The organism is Segatella cerevisiae, from assembly GCF_024054555.1.
Taxonomy (GTDB): domain Bacteria; phylum Bacteroidota; class Bacteroidia; order Bacteroidales; family Bacteroidaceae; genus Prevotella; species Prevotella cerevisiae.
Genome location: NZ_JAMXLY010000045.1, coordinates 14,295 through 28,724, shown reverse-complemented (window position 1 = coordinate 28,724; position 14,430 = coordinate 14,295). Strand labels below are relative to the sequence as shown.

At 47.1% G+C, this 14,430-nt stretch carries 12 protein-coding genes; 2 read left to right on the top strand and 10 right to left on the bottom strand.

Annotation, left to right across the window (positions count from 1 at the left end; translation table 11 throughout):
* Positions 1-342: 342 nt before the first annotated feature.
* The 7 genes from NG821_RS10520 to dnaB form a co-directional block, all read right to left on the bottom strand.
* Entirely contained in the window at positions 343-1,032 is a 690-nt protein-coding gene (locus NG821_RS10520) for a tetratricopeptide repeat protein (protein WP_252761623.1), read from the bottom strand.
* A 187-nt stretch (positions 1,033-1,219) separates the two neighbouring features.
* Complete coding sequence (gene leuB, locus NG821_RS10515) at positions 1,220-2,284, bottom strand: 3-isopropylmalate dehydrogenase (protein WP_252761622.1); 1,065 nt, start codon at positions 2,282-2,284, stop codon at positions 1,220-1,222.
* Between the two features lie 26 nt (positions 2,285-2,310).
* Entirely contained in the window at positions 2,311-3,852 is a 1,542-nt protein-coding gene (locus tag NG821_RS10510; RefSeq protein WP_394802084.1) for an alpha-isopropylmalate synthase regulatory domain-containing protein, read from the bottom strand.
* A 50-nt stretch (positions 3,853-3,902) separates the two neighbouring features.
* The gene (gene leuD, locus NG821_RS10505) at positions 3,903-4,508 is read right to left on the bottom strand and encodes a 3-isopropylmalate dehydratase small subunit (RefSeq protein WP_252761620.1); all 606 of its coding nucleotides are present in this window, start codon (positions 4,506-4,508) and stop codon (positions 3,903-3,905) included.
* An 11-nt stretch (positions 4,509-4,519) separates the two neighbouring features.
* Complete coding sequence (gene leuC / locus NG821_RS10500; protein ID WP_252761619.1) at positions 4,520-5,911, bottom strand: 3-isopropylmalate dehydratase large subunit; 1,392 nt, start codon at positions 5,909-5,911, stop codon at positions 4,520-4,522.
* A gap of 15 nt (positions 5,912-5,926) precedes the next feature.
* Entirely contained in the window at positions 5,927-7,426 is a 1,500-nt protein-coding gene (locus NG821_RS10495) for a 2-isopropylmalate synthase (RefSeq protein WP_252761618.1), read from the bottom strand.
* A 375-nt stretch (positions 7,427-7,801) separates the two neighbouring features.
* The gene (dnaB, locus tag NG821_RS10490) at positions 7,802-9,292 is read right to left on the bottom strand and encodes a replicative DNA helicase (RefSeq protein WP_252761617.1); all 1,491 of its coding nucleotides are present in this window, start codon (positions 9,290-9,292) and stop codon (positions 7,802-7,804) included.
* Between the two features lie 109 nt (positions 9,293-9,401).
* Between dnaB and ispE the strand changes: the two genes are divergently transcribed.
* Together ispE and NG821_RS10480 are read left to right on the top strand one after the other, a co-directional pair.
* Positions 9,402-10,244, top strand: coding sequence for a 4-(cytidine 5'-diphospho)-2-C-methyl-D-erythritol kinase (gene ispE / locus NG821_RS10485; protein WP_252761616.1), 843 nt, complete (start codon positions 9,402-9,404; stop codon positions 10,242-10,244).
* A 22-nt stretch (positions 10,245-10,266) separates the two neighbouring features.
* Entirely contained in the window at positions 10,267-10,770 is a 504-nt protein-coding gene (locus NG821_RS10480) for an NUDIX hydrolase (protein WP_252761615.1), read from the top strand.
* A gap of 420 nt (positions 10,771-11,190) precedes the next feature.
* Here NG821_RS10480 and NG821_RS10475 read toward each other — a convergent pair whose 3' ends face one another.
* From NG821_RS10475 to rimO, 3 genes are read right to left on the bottom strand one after another with little or no spacing between them, the layout of a single operon-like run.
* Positions 11,191-12,846 (bottom strand): HU family DNA-binding protein, encoded by a 1,656-nt coding sequence (locus NG821_RS10475; protein WP_252761614.1) that lies wholly within the window; start codon positions 12,844-12,846, stop codon positions 11,191-11,193.
* Positions 12,824-13,117: an HU family DNA-binding protein gene (locus NG821_RS10470; RefSeq protein ID WP_252761613.1), complete on the bottom strand. Its 294-nt coding sequence runs from the start codon at positions 13,115-13,117 to the stop codon at positions 12,824-12,826. The genes NG821_RS10475 and NG821_RS10470 overlap by 23 nt, the downstream gene beginning before the upstream one ends.
* Positions 13,107-14,420: a 30S ribosomal protein S12 methylthiotransferase RimO gene (gene rimO, locus NG821_RS10465; protein ID WP_252761612.1), complete on the bottom strand. Its 1,314-nt coding sequence runs from the start codon at positions 14,418-14,420 to the stop codon at positions 13,107-13,109. Before rimO ends, NG821_RS10470 begins: the two co-directional genes overlap by 11 nt.
* Positions 14,421-14,430: the final 10 nt, after the last annotated feature.

Genomic DNA, 14,430 nt, shown 5'->3' with positions numbered 1-14,430 from the left:
CATACAGCCCTCGTAGTAATCCTTCAGGACTGACCGTTGCTCTGCTTCCGTGAATTCGTAATATTTTTTCATCTCTTTCCTGGTTTAAATTTAACTTCTTTAAGTCAACTTTTTCCAGGCTAAGACACTAACCTGAGTAACATAACCTACAATCGAAAATAAATCCTCACAGAAAGATGACCAGGGAAAGATCATCAATATGTGTTTTTCCAAAGTATTCTAAAAACAAAAAAGAATGACTGAAGGACAATCATTCTTATAAGTCTTGTTATGGAGACGAGGATTCCGATAGATCAAAAAAGAAGGGCAAAACACCACTCATAACTCCTTCGTCAGCCTGATCTATTTTTTCTTCATATCCCTGAGTTTGCGATAATAACCTATCAGCGCTCCCCTCGGATAACCCAATTTGACGGCCAAGTTCAAATCGGCTTCTGCGTCATCAAAGCGCTTGAGGTCCATTCTCAGATTTGCGCGGTTCAGGAGATAATCGATGTTGGCCGAATCCAATTGAAACGCTTTGGAATAATCATATTCCGCCACCTCTTTCATCTGCCGCTCATCTTCGATCCCCGCTCTGGCAGCATAGGCGACGGCACTGTCAGGATACTGATCCACAAGGTTGTTGATCTCATCATAGGACTCCGTATAGTGCATGTCCTTTTGGTTCAAAAGTGCCAGACCTAATTCTGCTTCGAAATTACCGGGTACGATAGCCAGCAGGTTCTGATAATCCAGTCGTGCAAAATTGTAACGGTTCAGTTTCTGATTCACAAAAGCCCTATAGAACAATCCCGCTACATTTGTCGGTTGCAGATGAAGCACCTTGTCCAGATCATCCTTGGCATACTGCCACTGCTCGAGTTTGATATTCCATGCCACTTTCTTCAGCCGAAGATCCACGCTATCCGGATGATAAGCCAAGATGTCAGTCGCATTTGCCAAGGAATCCCTTAGCGTCTGATTGCTCTGAGCCATGATGGGCTGTCCGAACAAGACCCCCAGCATGCAAATCATAAAAACTTTATGCATGACCATTAATTTTATCAGCAAAGTTACAAAAAAACAAGGATGCCCCAAAGAATCATGCCACCTGTTAGATAAAATTAATGATTGCGGGCATCGGAATAAAAAATCCACGACGGAAATCATCACATTCCCAGTCGTGGATAGGTGGGTTCTCCTACAGGTATTCTGTATGAGAACTTTTATTCAGAAATTACTTTGCAGTCCGGATATAGTCAACTATCCAGGAACCTACATCTGTAGTGCCATACTTCTTGCCGCCGGCAACCTGAATCTCAGGTGTACGGACTTTTGCTTCCAGACTGGCATTGACAGCCTTGCGTATCAAGGCACCCTCATCCTTCAAGCCGAAATGTTCGAGTAACATCGCAGCAGAGAGGATCTCAGCGACAGGGTTGGCAATATTCTTGCCTGCAGCCTGAGGCCAACTGCCATGAACAGGTTCGAACAAAGGCGTGTGCTCACCTAACGAGGCAGAAGGCTGCAGTCCCATAGAACCGGTAATACTGCTGGTCTCATCCGTGAGGATATCGCCGAAGGTGTTTTCCGTGACGATCACATCGAAGAACCTCGGTTCGGTCAATACCCGCATGGAAGCGTTGTCAATGAACATATAATCCGTCTTGACTTTCGGATATTTCTTAGCCATCTCCATAGCGACCTCACGCCAGAGACGTGAACTGGCAAGGACGTTTGCCTTGTCGACAACGGTCAGATGCTGATGACGTTTCAAGGCAAATTCAAAACCGACCTTCAGAATACGCTCTATCTCTGGACGGGAATAGATATCCGTATCATAAGCCATGTCTTTGCCCTGATATTTCTTTCCGAAATACATACCACCGGTCAACTCGCGGATAACGACAAAGTCTGCCCCCTTGATGATCTCATCCTTGAGCGGACTATTGTGCAAGAGGCAATCGAAAGTAGCCACAGGTCTTACATTCGCATAGAGACCGAGTTGCTTGCGCATGGCGAGCAGTCCGTTCTCAGGGCGGACCTTGATGGTAGGGTCATTATCAAAACGAGGGTCACCGACAGCTGCGAAAAGGACAGCATCAGCATCCATACACGTTTTGAAAGTAGCTTCAGGGAAAGGATCCCCTACCTCATCTATGGCATGAGCCCCGCAGACAGCTGGAGTATACGTGAACTGATGTCCGAATTTCTCTCCGACAGTGTCCAGGACAGCAACGCCCTGTTTCATGATTTCCGGTCCGATGCCATCACCGGCCAGAACAGCGATTTTCAAATTCATTCTTTAAACTTTTAAGTTCTTTATTCTTATTCAGCCGGGGATTCTTTTTCCTCAGCTGCTTTCTGTTCTTCGTTCTCAAACAAGTTGAGCATTTTCAGAGTTGCCTTGATGGCAGATTCTGTCTGGTCTGCATCCAAGCCTTTTGTCCGCCAAAAGCGATTGCCGTAATGCCAGGATATGACCGTCTGGACCAAAGCGTCCGTATGTCCCCCAGGAGGAATACTGACTTGATAGTTGTCCAAAAACGGGAAAGTACGGTCCAGTTTGTCCTTATAGATCTGGCGCATGGCCTTCACGAAAGCATCGTACTGACCGTCTCCGGCATGAGCCGCTTCATAGTCTTTGCCGTTGATCTTCACTTTAAGACTCGCAATAGGTTTCAACCCATAAGCGGTGGAGACCATATAACTGACGAGTTTGACCTTGTTCTCAGGTGCGTTGTGCTTCAAGACATCACTGACGATATAAGGTAAGTCATCCTGTGTGACGAGTTCCTTCTTATCCCCAAGTTCCGTGATCCGGCGTGTGACCGCCTTCGTCTGTTCAGGAGTCAGCACCAGTCCTAGTTCTTTGAGGTTCTGGATGATATTTGCCTTCCCGGAATTCTTTCCCAAGGCAAACTCGCGATGCCGGCCGAAACGCTCGGGGACGAGCGCATTACTATAAAGATGGGCTTTTTTGTCACCGTCAGCATGGACTCCGGCAACCTGAGTAAACACGTTTTCACCGATGACCGGTGTGTTGGGTGCTATACAGATGCCGCTGTAGCCCTCGACAAGGTGACTGACATCGACGAGAGCCGACTCATCAACACGAGTAGAGACCCCAAGTTGGTCGTGGAGCATTACCTGTACAGATGAGAGAGGTGCATTGCCGCAACGCTCACCGAGACCGTTGACAGTGACATGGAGGCCGGTAGCACCGGCTATGACAGCTGCATAGGAGTCACCTACAGCCATCCCATAGTCATTGTGCGCATGGAAATCAAATTTGACACCGGGGTATCTGGTGACCATCGCCTCAAGATATTCCTTCGTATTGAAAGGATTCAATATACCGAGTGTATCGGGCAGCAGGAACCGGGCAATCCCCTCGTCTTTCAGTGCATCCATCATCCGGAAGACGTAATCCCTGCAATCCATCATCCCGGAAGACCAGTCCTCAAGATAAAGATTGACAATAAAATTCTGGCTATGTGCATACGCGATGACCTTCTTGATGTCCTCGATATGCTCTTCGGGCGTTTTATGAAGTTGTAAAGTGCAATGGCGCACAGACCCTTTCGCCAGTAGGTTGATGACCCTGCAGCCACAATCCTTGATCCAGTCTACAGACTTCGTGCCGTCAACGAATCCCAGGACTTCCACGCGGTCCAGGATATTCTGACTGCTGGCATACCGGCAAATCATGCTGACTGCATTCTTTTCACCATCCGAGACACGTGCTGAAGCAACTTCTATACGGTCTACCCCCACATATTCGAGGAGTGCCTTGGCAATCATCAACTTTTCGTGAGGCAGGAACGAGACCCCATTGGTCTGCTCCCCGTCACGAAGCGTCGAATCCATTATTTCAATAGTTTTCTGTTTTGAACCGCTATCCATAACATCAACGTGCTTTAATCCTGAAAGCTGAGCGCTTTAGACTGCTCCCAAGCTTTGACTTTATCCAAATTCTTCACTAGAAAGTCCACATCATCCAAACCCTCTTCCAGACAATGCTTCTTATAGCCGTTGATCTCGAAGTGCTCTGAATGACCGGTCGCAAGGTTAGTCACCGTCTGGTTGGGCAGATCGACTTTCACCTGCGTCTTGTGATCTTTCCGGATGCTGTCAAACAATTCTTTCAGGAAAGGTTCGCTGACCACTACAGGCAGGACGAAGTTGTTGAGTTCGTTGTTCTTGTGGATGTCGGCGAAGAAGGAACTGATCACGACCCTGAAGCCGTACCCTGCGATAGCCCACGCAGCGTGTTCCCTGGAAGACCCTGAGCCGAAGTTCTTTCCGGCTACCAGGATCACCCCGGAATAGGAAGGGTCATTGAGCACGAAATCTTTCTTCGGCGTATTGTCCTTGTTGTACCTCCAGTCTCTGAAGAGGTTATTCCCGAAACCCTCCTTATCAGTAGCTTTGAGGAAACGGGCAGGGATGATCTGATCAGTATCGACATTCTCTAAAGGCAATGGGATGCATGAAGATGTTATGACGTTAAATTTCTGTTTCATTTTTCTACGTTTTAAAGGGTTCTCGGATCTGTGATTTTACCGGTAATGGCAGCTGCTGCTGCAACCAGCGGGCTGGCGAGAATGGTACGTGAGCCAGGACCCTGTCGGCCTTCAAAATTACGGTTACTGGTAGATACGGCATACTTGCCCGCAGGAATCTTGTCATCGTTCATGGCCAGACAGGCAGAGCACCCCGGTTGCCGGATTTGGAATCCTGCAGCCTCGATGATCTTGTCAAGGCCTTCCTGACGGATCTGACGGTCGACAAGCCAACTCCCCGGAACCAACCAGGCAGTGACGCCCTCAGCTTTCTGATGGCCCTTGACAATATGGGCAAAAGCCCTGAAATCCTCTATACGGCCATTTGTGCAGGCCCCGAGGAACACGTAGTCTATAGGGTGCCCCATAAGTTTCTCTCCCGGATGAAAACCCATATAATTCAAGGCTTTCTTGAAAGAAGCCTGATCCTCAGCAGGAATCTGATTTAAGTCAGGTACCTTCCCGTCAATGGCAATTCCCATTCCGGGATTTGTCCCGAAAGTGATTCGGGGTTCGATGTCTTCACCCTTGAAATTGAGTTCTTTATCGAAAACGGCGTCATCACCGCTCTTCAGCGTCTTCCAGTAGGCGACAGCCTTATCCCACTCTTTTCCTTTGGGGGCAAACTGCCGACCTTTCAGATAAGCGAAGGTCTTCTCGTCAGGGGCGACAAAACCGCCTCTGGATCCCATCTCGATGGACAGGTTGCAAAGCGTGAAGCGGCCGTCCATACTCATGTCCCTGATCACTGGTCCGGCATATTCCACAAAATATCCTGTTGCGCCAGAAGTTGTCAGTTGGCTCATCAGATACAAGGCGACATCCTTGGCCGTCACACCGGGTTTCAGTTTGCCACTGATATTGATGCGCATGGACTTAGGTTTCTGCTGCAAGATACACTGGGAAGCCAAGACCATCTCAACCTCAGAGGTGCCGATACCGAAAGCCACTGCTCCCACTGCCCCATGGGTAGAGGTGTGGGAATCCCCACAGACGATGGTCATCCCCGGCAAGGAAAGAGCCTTCTCAGGTCCGACGACATGAATGATACCGTTGTCCGACGTATTCATCTTATATTCGGTCAGCCCGAAATCCTTGCAATTCTTGTCCAGAGTATCGATCTGCTTACGCGAAATCGGGTCCTGGATAGGTTTGTCCTGGTCATGGGTAGGCGTATTGTGGTCAGGCATGCAGAAGATCTGTTTCGGACGAAAAGGTTTGAGCCCTCTTGCCCTCAGTCCTGCAAACGCCTGAGGAGAAGTGACCTCATGACAGTAGAGTCTGTCAATGTAAAGTTGAGTCGGACCATCCTTGACGATTTGTACGACGTGACGATCCCAAATTTTGTCAAACAGTGTATTCATATTTTCGCTTAAAATTTACTTGTTCCTGAATTTATTGATACAATCGATATAAGCTTCCACAGATGCAGATACGATATCCGTATCGGCTCCGAAGCCATAATACATATGGCCGTCATACTCCACCTGCATGTGTACTTTGCCCACATCATCAGAACCCTTGTCGATAGCCTGGATCGTGAATTCCTTCAAGGTCATCTGTTTGCGTATGATGCGTTTCAGGGCTTTGATGGCAGCATCGACAGGACCGTTGCCTGACGAACTCTCTTCGAATTTCTGACCGGAGATGTCCAGTCCGATGCTGGCCACACTCTTCACACCTTTGCCTGTCGTCACCTGAAGATAATCGAGTTTGACGCTATGAGACAATGCTGATGCAGCTCCTGCAAGAGCGAGGACATCGTCATCAGTGACCTCCTTCTTCTTGTCGGCAAGAACCAGGAATTTCTTATAGATCTCATTCAGTTTGTCTTCCGACACCTCGACGCCGTTGACGTGGAGGCGGTATTTGAGTGCAGCGCGACCACTGCGGGCAGTCAGGATGATGGCATTGTCATCTACCCCTACATCTTTCGGGTTAATGATCTCATAGGTCTGGACGTTCTTGAGGACACCGTCCTGATGGATACCCGATGAATGGGCAAAAGCATTGCGGCCTACGATGGCCTTGTTAGGTTGGACAGGCATATTCATCAAACTCGATACCAATCTGGATGTAGGATAGATTTTCGCCGTATTGATATTCGTATCAATACCTATGTTCTTATGACATTTCAGAATCATTGCAATCTCTTCCAGGGCCGTATTTCCTGCACGTTCACCGATGCCGTTGACAGTCACCTCCACTTGGCGTGCCCCGTTCAGCACACCTTGCAAAGTATTGGCAGTAGCCATGCCCAGGTCGTTATGGCAGTGGGTGGAGATCTGAGCCTTCTCGATACCATCGACGTGCTCCATGAGGTACTTGACCTTGTTGCCATATTCATCCGGAAGGCAATAGCCTGTCGTATCAGGGATATTGACTACGGTAGCGCCTGCCTTGATGACAGCTTCACATACCTGTGCCAGATATTCATTGTCTGTACGGCCGGCATCCTCTGCATAGAATTCGACATCCTCAACGTATTTCTTGGCATACTTGACGGCGTCCACCGCACGCTGAAGAATCTCCTCCCTCGTGGAATTGAATTTATATTTGATATGATAGTCACTGGTCCCCAGTCCTGTATGGATACGTTTACGTTTGGCATACTTCAATGATTCGGCTGCGCAGTCGATGTCTTTCGGGACCGCACGGGTCAGAGCGCAGATGACCGGCCATGTCACAGCCTTGCTGATCTCCACTACAGAATTGAAATCCCCCGGACTGGAAATAGGGAACCCGGCTTCAATCACATCCACCCCCAACAGTTCTAGTTGTTTTGCCACTTGGATTTTCTCTACTGTGTTCAACTGGCAACCCGGCACCTGTTCGCCATCGCGAAGTGTTGTGTCAAAAATAAACAATCTGTCTCTCATATTTAAATCTTGTTAGTCATTTACTATCACCCAATAAAAAAGCCTTCCCCACAATCCAGAAGTGAGAAAGGCTCATATACGTTATCACGCAAATTTATACACGTACCTCATCACTTCCGGCCACTCGATGCAGTCGAATTCGAATAATAATACTTAGTATAATCTGTGGAATCATTGCTTTGATATATTTTTGATATATTCTTTACTAATTCGGACGCAAAGGTAAAGAATTAAAATGAAACTAACAAGAAATAATTACTTTTTTAACATAAAAAGTGATAGATTCATTCATTTGATGACCTTAATCTGTTAATATCTTCAACAATAGATTCGTTTCAAGGACGAGGAGCTGAAGGGGTGCTCCCGCCTTCGGCATCAGAAAGGCGGCGCGTCACTGTCCCCGTTCATCTTACTCCCGATGATTTCCCCACCTTCCTGAGGTGGAAGCGGAGCAAAGCCTCCGTCGTCATCAGGATTGAGGAAGGTCGTAAACTCACCCCTAAAGCGCAGGAGAACATCTCCCGTCGCGCCCTTACGGTGCTTGGCTATGATGATCTGTGCCATACCATGGAGGTCATGACCCTTTTCATCTTCATAGATGTGATAGTATTCGGGTCGGTGGACGAAGAGCACCATATCGGCATCCTGCTCAATGGCTCCGGATTCACGCAGATCACTCAACTGAGGCCGCTTCCCTTCCAAGCCTTCACGGTTTTCTACAGTACGGTTTAACTGTGACAGGGCGAGGATAGGAATATCCAGTTCCTTGGCAAGTCCCTTGAGCGATCTCGAGATCGTGGAGACTTCCTCCTGACGGTTGCTGAAACGTGCACCGTTGGCATTCATCAACTGCAAATAGTCGATCATGATGATCTTGACATGTTGCTCTCTGACCAGTCGTCTCGCCTTCGTGCGGAGTTCAAAGACAGACAGTCCCGGCGTATCGTCTATATAAAGAGGTGTACCGCTAAGCAAACGGAGTTTCTTGTCCAGTCTGTCCCAGTCAGCTGCATCGAGTTGACCGTTCAATATCTTGTTACCGGGTATTTCACAAACATTGGAAATAAGTCTGTTGACAAGTTGGACCTTATTCATTTCCAATGAAAAGAATGCCACAGGGATATGGTGGTCTACGGCTATGTTCTTGGCGATACTCATGGCGAAGGAGGTCTTGCCCATTGCAGGACGACCGGCAATGATGACGAGGTCACTCTTCTGCCATCCGCTGGTAATCTCATCCAGTCTGGTAAACCCTGTCGGAATACCTGTCAGACCTTCGGGATTACTTGCTGCCCGCTGGAGGATTTCCGTCGCTTCATGTATGATCGGGTCGATCTGCGTATAGTCCTGGCGCATGTTTTTCTGCGAGAGTTCAAACAAATGGCCCTCTGTCTTCTGCATCAACTCATCGATGTCGATCTGAGGGTCAAAGGCTTCTGTCTCCAACTCACTGGCAAAATGGATCAACTGTCGTGCCAGGTATTTCTGGGCAAGAATATGCGCATGGTACTCGATGTGAGCGGATGATGCCACATGCTGACTGATATCGAGTATATAAGCAGGTCCTCCAATCTCGTCCAGAGTCCCCTCATGCTTGAGTTCCTCTATGACGGTCATGATGTCCACAGGACGCTCCTCCAGATTCATGGTCTGAATGGCCTGGTAAATCTTTTGGTTCCGCGGGTCATAGAAAGTTTCTGGCCGAAGGATCTCAGAGACAACCGAGAAGGCATCCTTGTCCACCAGAAGGGCACCGATGACGATTTGTTCAATTTCAGTTGCCTGAGGTTGTAAATGCCCGTAACTTTCATCGATAGGCGTCGGCGTACGGCGCTTCCGAGTGTTGTTTTTCTTTTCTTCTGCCATCTTAATTTTTATAGCTTAGGCTGCAAAGGTAATAAAAAAACAAGGAGGATTCGTTGCTTGGTATTCCTTTTTTTAGTAATTTTGTCATATCAGATCAAACAGAAACGAAATGATTACTTTTCCCTGTGCGAAAATTAACCTCGGTTTGAATATTGTCGGAACATTGCCAAACGGCTATCACAGTTTGGAAACTGTTTTCTACCCTATTCCCATTTATGATGCGCTTGAGATCAAGGCAATGGATGCAAAATTCCCGAGCGATATCCCTTGTGACTTGAAGGTGACCGGGAACGGTATAGACTGCAACGAACGTTCCAACCTGGTGGTAAAAGCTTATGACCTCTTGGCCAAAGACTTTTCTCTGCCACGGGTCCATGCCCATCTATACAAGCAGATTCCTTCACAAGCCGGTCTGGGAGGCGGCTCTTCTGACGGAGCTTACATGATCCGACTACTCGATGAGCGTTTCCGCCTGAATATCGGCAATCCTGAGATGGAACGCTATGCGGCAAGATTGGGTGCCGACTGCGCCTTCTTCATCACAGCAGAACCGAGTTACGGATCCGGGATCGGCGATATTCTGGAACCTGCGGATAGTCCCAAAGGGAATCTCTCCGGGTATTGTCTGGTCGTCGTCAAACCTGACATCTCTGTCAGCACAGCCGAAGCTTTTCAGGAAATCCAACCTCATAAACCTGCAAAATGCTGCCGTGAAGTGGTGAGACAACCTATAGATACTTGGAAAGAAGATCTCGTAAATGACTTTGAAAAACCCGTATTCAAGAAATGGCCTGAGTTGAAAGCCATCAAGCAACATTTATACAACAGGGGTGCAGTATACGCCCAAATGAGTGGAAGCGGAAGTGCCATATTCGGAATCTTCAGACAGAAAACACTGGGAATCGAGGAAGAGTTTCCCGGGGCTTATGTCGCCGTGAAAGTTTTGGACTAAGTGATATGAAAGGAATTCAGAGATGAGAGACAATCCAACTGAGAAGTTTCCGATAGTAGACGAGAACGGAAACATATTAGGTGAAATTACCAGAGGGCATGCCCATGATGGCTGTAAAATATTGCATCCGGTGGTCCATCTGCACCTGTTCAACAGCAAGGGCGAGATATTCCTCCAGAAACGTCCCTTGTGGAAGGACATCCAACCTGGCAAATGGGATACTTCTTGCGGTGGCCACATCGATTTCGGTGAAAGTGTGGAGCAAGCCCTGAAAAGAGAGGTACGTGAAGAACTGGGCATCACGGATTTCCAGCCTATCGATATGGGACATTATGTCTTCGAAAGTCAACGGGAGAAAGAACTGGTTTACGTACATCGTTGTGTTTACGATGGCGAAGTCCATACTGCCAAAGAAGAACTTGACGGCGGGAGGTTCTGGTCAATAGAGGATATAGAAAAGCAACTCGGGAAAGGGGTATTCACACCTAATTTTGAAAACGAATACCGAAAGTTCTTCAGAAAATAAACCTAACCTTATAGGATACTGAGGCATCATTCAGAAATGGAGTTCATAACAATAGACCCAAAACTACCCCACTGATTTTGAATGGCACAAACTTATGAAGCTGATCGTTTCTGAAGGATGCTTCAAAACGATTTGATATCCGCTTTGAAAACGATCTGAATTTCTCAAGAAAAAGTTTTTAGGGACTGATACGATCTCTTTTAGTTAAAGGTACCCTAAGAAATTCTTCTCTAAATACATCAGAGGACAGTCAGAGAAGAACTTCATTTCTATTTCTAATTCTCACGAAAGCCTAAATTCACAGAAAGAGACAAAAACATCCTCAATGAAAAGTTGTTTCACTTATCCCGTAGTGAGGAGTTGTTTTCTTTCGATATATTTTATAACCGATTAAGAGACAACTCCTTGAACTGGAATATTCTATCTTCTCTTCTTTAATTCCAACTTTGGAATACGGACTTTCTGCCCTTCTTTAACTTCTGTGATGCCATTCACTGCCTCTACATAACACTCCATTCCATTTCCCAAGTAAGTCCGACTCAATCCTGAAATCGTCTGACCTTTCTTGACAGTGACAACCTTGTCAATACCTATAATCCGATAAGCGCCTGTACGCACTCTAGGGTCAGAATCATAAGAAGGAAAAGATTTAGTCTGAGTTTTTTTCGCTACAGTATCTGTCTTAGGTGCCGCTGGAGGCAAGACGCGTTTCTGAGCACGAGGCTTGGGTGCCGGTTTGGAAGGTACCATAGAAACGGCTGATTCCAAATGATGGATTTTGGAAGATACTAGATTATACTCTGATACTAACCTGCCATACTGATAACTCAATCCGACTAATCCGGCAATTAAAGCCAGGAACAGAAAAGCGGTAATAAAAATGAGGTATGAAGGCATGGAAACATGCCCGATGTGATGTTGGTGAGATCTCTCAGACTCGTCAGTTGACAAAGGCGTATCTTCATGTCCTTGTTTGTCTGTAATAGTCGTAGTCCCCTGAGCCGTTTGGTCTTCCTGCAAAGAAGAGGATTCCGTTTTGACGACTTGCTCTTTGGCAGGCATCGGTTCGGTTTCTGCAGACGGTTCCTCTTCCCCGTTCTGTTTGTCAACTATCGGGGTATTTTCTTTGATCTCTTGCTTCTTATCCAACGAAACGCTCGCAGATTGAACGTCTTGTTCCTCAGAATTCGGTGTATCTGTTTCGGGAGAATCCTCATCTGCTAAGGAAAAGACCGGTTCTTTAACCTCCTGCTCATTTGCTGTAGGAGTTTTTTCTTGTACAGTCCGATCATCTTCCAGAGAGAATGTCGAACCTTTGCTTTCCGGTTTTTCTACAACCGGTGCACTCTCTTTCTCAGACCGGTCATCCTCCAAAGAGAAGACAGGTTCTTTCACTTCCGGCTTTTCTTGAGTGGGAACATCCGCTTTGCCAGTCTCTTTAAGAAAAGGCGCTTTCTCTTGGGGTATATTCTCCAAAATAGGAGAAGAAGGTGCAGGAGATTCTGTATCAGTCTGATCAGCTTTTTCTCCCTCATCCGAATCTTCTGATTCCGGAGCGTCCGGTACTGGAGCGGCCTTCTCAGGTGTCGAGATCTCAGGACGATCTTCAGAGATTTTTGAAAGTCCTTCTGCGGAAGGTAGAGGATTCTCCTCTGTATCTACGTCTCCGCCTTCATCATCATTAACCCCCTCAAGGGATGTATCATCAGCAAACTTCTGATCAATCGAGTCAAAGTCTACACCATCGTTAACGACGACCGTTTCGAACTGTTCAAAAGGTTTGTTCACAATTTCCTTCAAGACAGACTCAGGCGTAAACGTGAGTTTGTCACGGCCTTCAATGACAATCCTTTCTCCGGTATTGACGTCCACACTCTCCCGATCATGGACATGGATGACTTTAAGAGTCCCCCAACCCTTGATCTTTACAACTTTGTCCTGCTGCAATCCCTGATTGATGACCTCGAGCAAGTTCTTGACGAAATTGTCCGCTGTCGCCGGATCCAGGTGATGCTTTTCTACCAGGCGTTCCGATAATAAGGTCAAACTGCTTTTAGGCATTGCGCGGTCCTCCATTCTTCAACTGTTCTTTGATGGTAGCTGAAGGTCTGAAATTCAAAATCAGTTTCGGTGGCACCAGCATCCGCTGTTTCGTGGTAGGATTGACGATGATGCGTTCAAGCCGTTTCTTGACCTCGAAAGTGCCGAAACCCGGAATGATGACAGTCCTGCCTTCACTCACTTCTTCAGTCAGGGTATCCACAACAGTTCGCAAGAGCGTTCTCGTATTCTCTTGCGTAAATCCGCTTTTCTCTGCCAGGACGGCTATCATTTCCTTAGTGTTCATGGGCTTTTATTTTTCCATAGAGGTCATAATCTTCACTCCCTGTAATCTGCACTTGATAGAATCTGCCGGTTCTGATATGAGGATTCTCCGAAACAGGTATAAGAACTTCCGGATCGACATCAGGGGAACTGAATTCTGTCCTCCCAATAAAATAGGATCCCTCTTTGCGGTCGATGATCACTTTCAGAGTCTTTCCCACCTGTTGGGCTTCCAACTCACCGGAAATCTCTTCCTGGACGGCCATCAGTTCGTCGAGACGCTCTTGTTTGACCTTTGACGGCACATCATCCCGGTAATGAAGTGCACTATAGGTGCCTTCCTCCTCCGAATAAGCAAATGCCCCCATACGCTCAAAACGAGCCCAACGCACAAAGTCCAGAAGATCTTGGAAGTCTTCGTCAGTCTCTCCGGGAAATCCGACCATCAGCGTCGTACGGATATGTATTCTGGGGACACGGTCCCTCATCTCCTGAATAAGGTCCATCTGCTCTTTCTTCGTGATATGCCTATGCATACGGGAAAGCATATGATCACTACTGTGCTGGAATGCGATGTCAAGATACTTGCAGACATTGGGCCGCTCCCTGATGACATCCAGTAATTCCAAGGGAAACTGGGTCGGATAGGCATAGTGCAACCGGATCCATTCTACACCCGGAATATCAGCTATCTTACTGATCAAGTCAGCGATCTGCCTGTGACCGTCTAAATCTACGCCATAATAAGTCAGTTCCTGTGCAATGATCTGAAATTCCTTGACGCCATCGGCAACGAGTCCTTTGACTTCATTGAGAATATCTTCTTCGGGACGACTGGTGTGCTTTCCGGTGATAAGGGGAATGGCACAATAGGCACAGTGTCTGTCACATCCCTCGGCAATTTTTATATAAGCGTAATGGTGAGGCGTTGTCAGATGGCGCATACCGTCACATGTCGGCACGTCAGCCTTGCCCAAGTCCTTCAGGAGTTGCTTGTAATTGAATTTTCCGTAATATTTGTCAACTTCAGGAATGTCCTTTTCCAGTTCTTTCTGATAACGCTGGGACAGACACCCCATGACAAATAGTTTCTTCAGTCGGCCTTCCTGCTTAGCCTTTACGAATTGCAGTATTGTATTGATGCTTTCCTCTTTTGCACTTTCGATGAAACCGCAGGTATTGATCACTGCGATCTCCCCTTGCGGGTTCTTACTGTCGTGAGTACAATGAAAGCCATTGGCTTCAAACTGTTTCATCAGGAGTTCGGAATCTACAAGATTCTTGGAACAGCCCATGGAAATGACATCAATTTGATTCTTCTTCATCTTCCTGATG

Bases quoted from the DNA above. Each gene is read 5' to 3' on its own strand.
- ispE (WP_252761616.1), top strand. From the start codon at position 9,402: ATGATTACTTTTCCCTGTGCGAAAATTAACCTCGGTTTGAATATTGTC.
- NG821_RS10480 (WP_252761615.1), top strand. From the start codon at position 10,267: ATGAGAGACAATCCAACTGAGAAGTTTCCGATAGTAGACGAGAACGGA.
- leuC (WP_252761619.1), bottom strand. From the start codon at position 5,911: ATGAATACACTGTTTGACAAAATTTGGGATCGTCACGTCGTACAAATC.
- NG821_RS10520 (WP_252761623.1), bottom strand. From the start codon at position 1,032: ATGCATAAAGTTTTTATGATTTGCATGCTGGGGGTCTTGTTCGGACAG.
- NG821_RS10495 (WP_252761618.1), bottom strand. From the start codon at position 7,426: ATGAGAGACAGATTGTTTATTTTTGACACAACACTTCGCGATGGCGAA.
- leuB (WP_252761622.1), bottom strand. From the start codon at position 2,284: ATGAATTTGAAAATCGCTGTTCTGGCCGGTGATGGCATCGGACCGGAA.
- NG821_RS10475 (WP_252761614.1), bottom strand. From the start codon at position 12,846: ATGGAGGACCGCGCAATGCCTAAAAGCAGTTTGACCTTATTATCGGAA.
- NG821_RS10470 (WP_252761613.1), bottom strand. From the start codon at position 13,117: ATGAACACTAAGGAAATGATAGCCGTCCTGGCAGAGAAAAGCGGATTT.
- dnaB (WP_252761617.1), bottom strand. From the start codon at position 9,292: ATGGCAGAAGAAAAGAAAAACAACACTCGGAAGCGCCGTACGCCGACG.
- leuD (WP_252761620.1), bottom strand. From the start codon at position 4,508: ATGAAACAGAAATTTAACGTCATAACATCTTCATGCATCCCATTGCCT.
- rimO (WP_252761612.1), bottom strand. From the start codon at position 14,420: ATGAAGAAGAATCAAATTGATGTCATTTCCATGGGCTGTTCCAAGAAT.
- NG821_RS10510 (WP_394802084.1), bottom strand. From the start codon at position 3,852: ATGGATTCGACGCTTCGTGACGGGGAGCAGACCAATGGGGTCTCGTTC.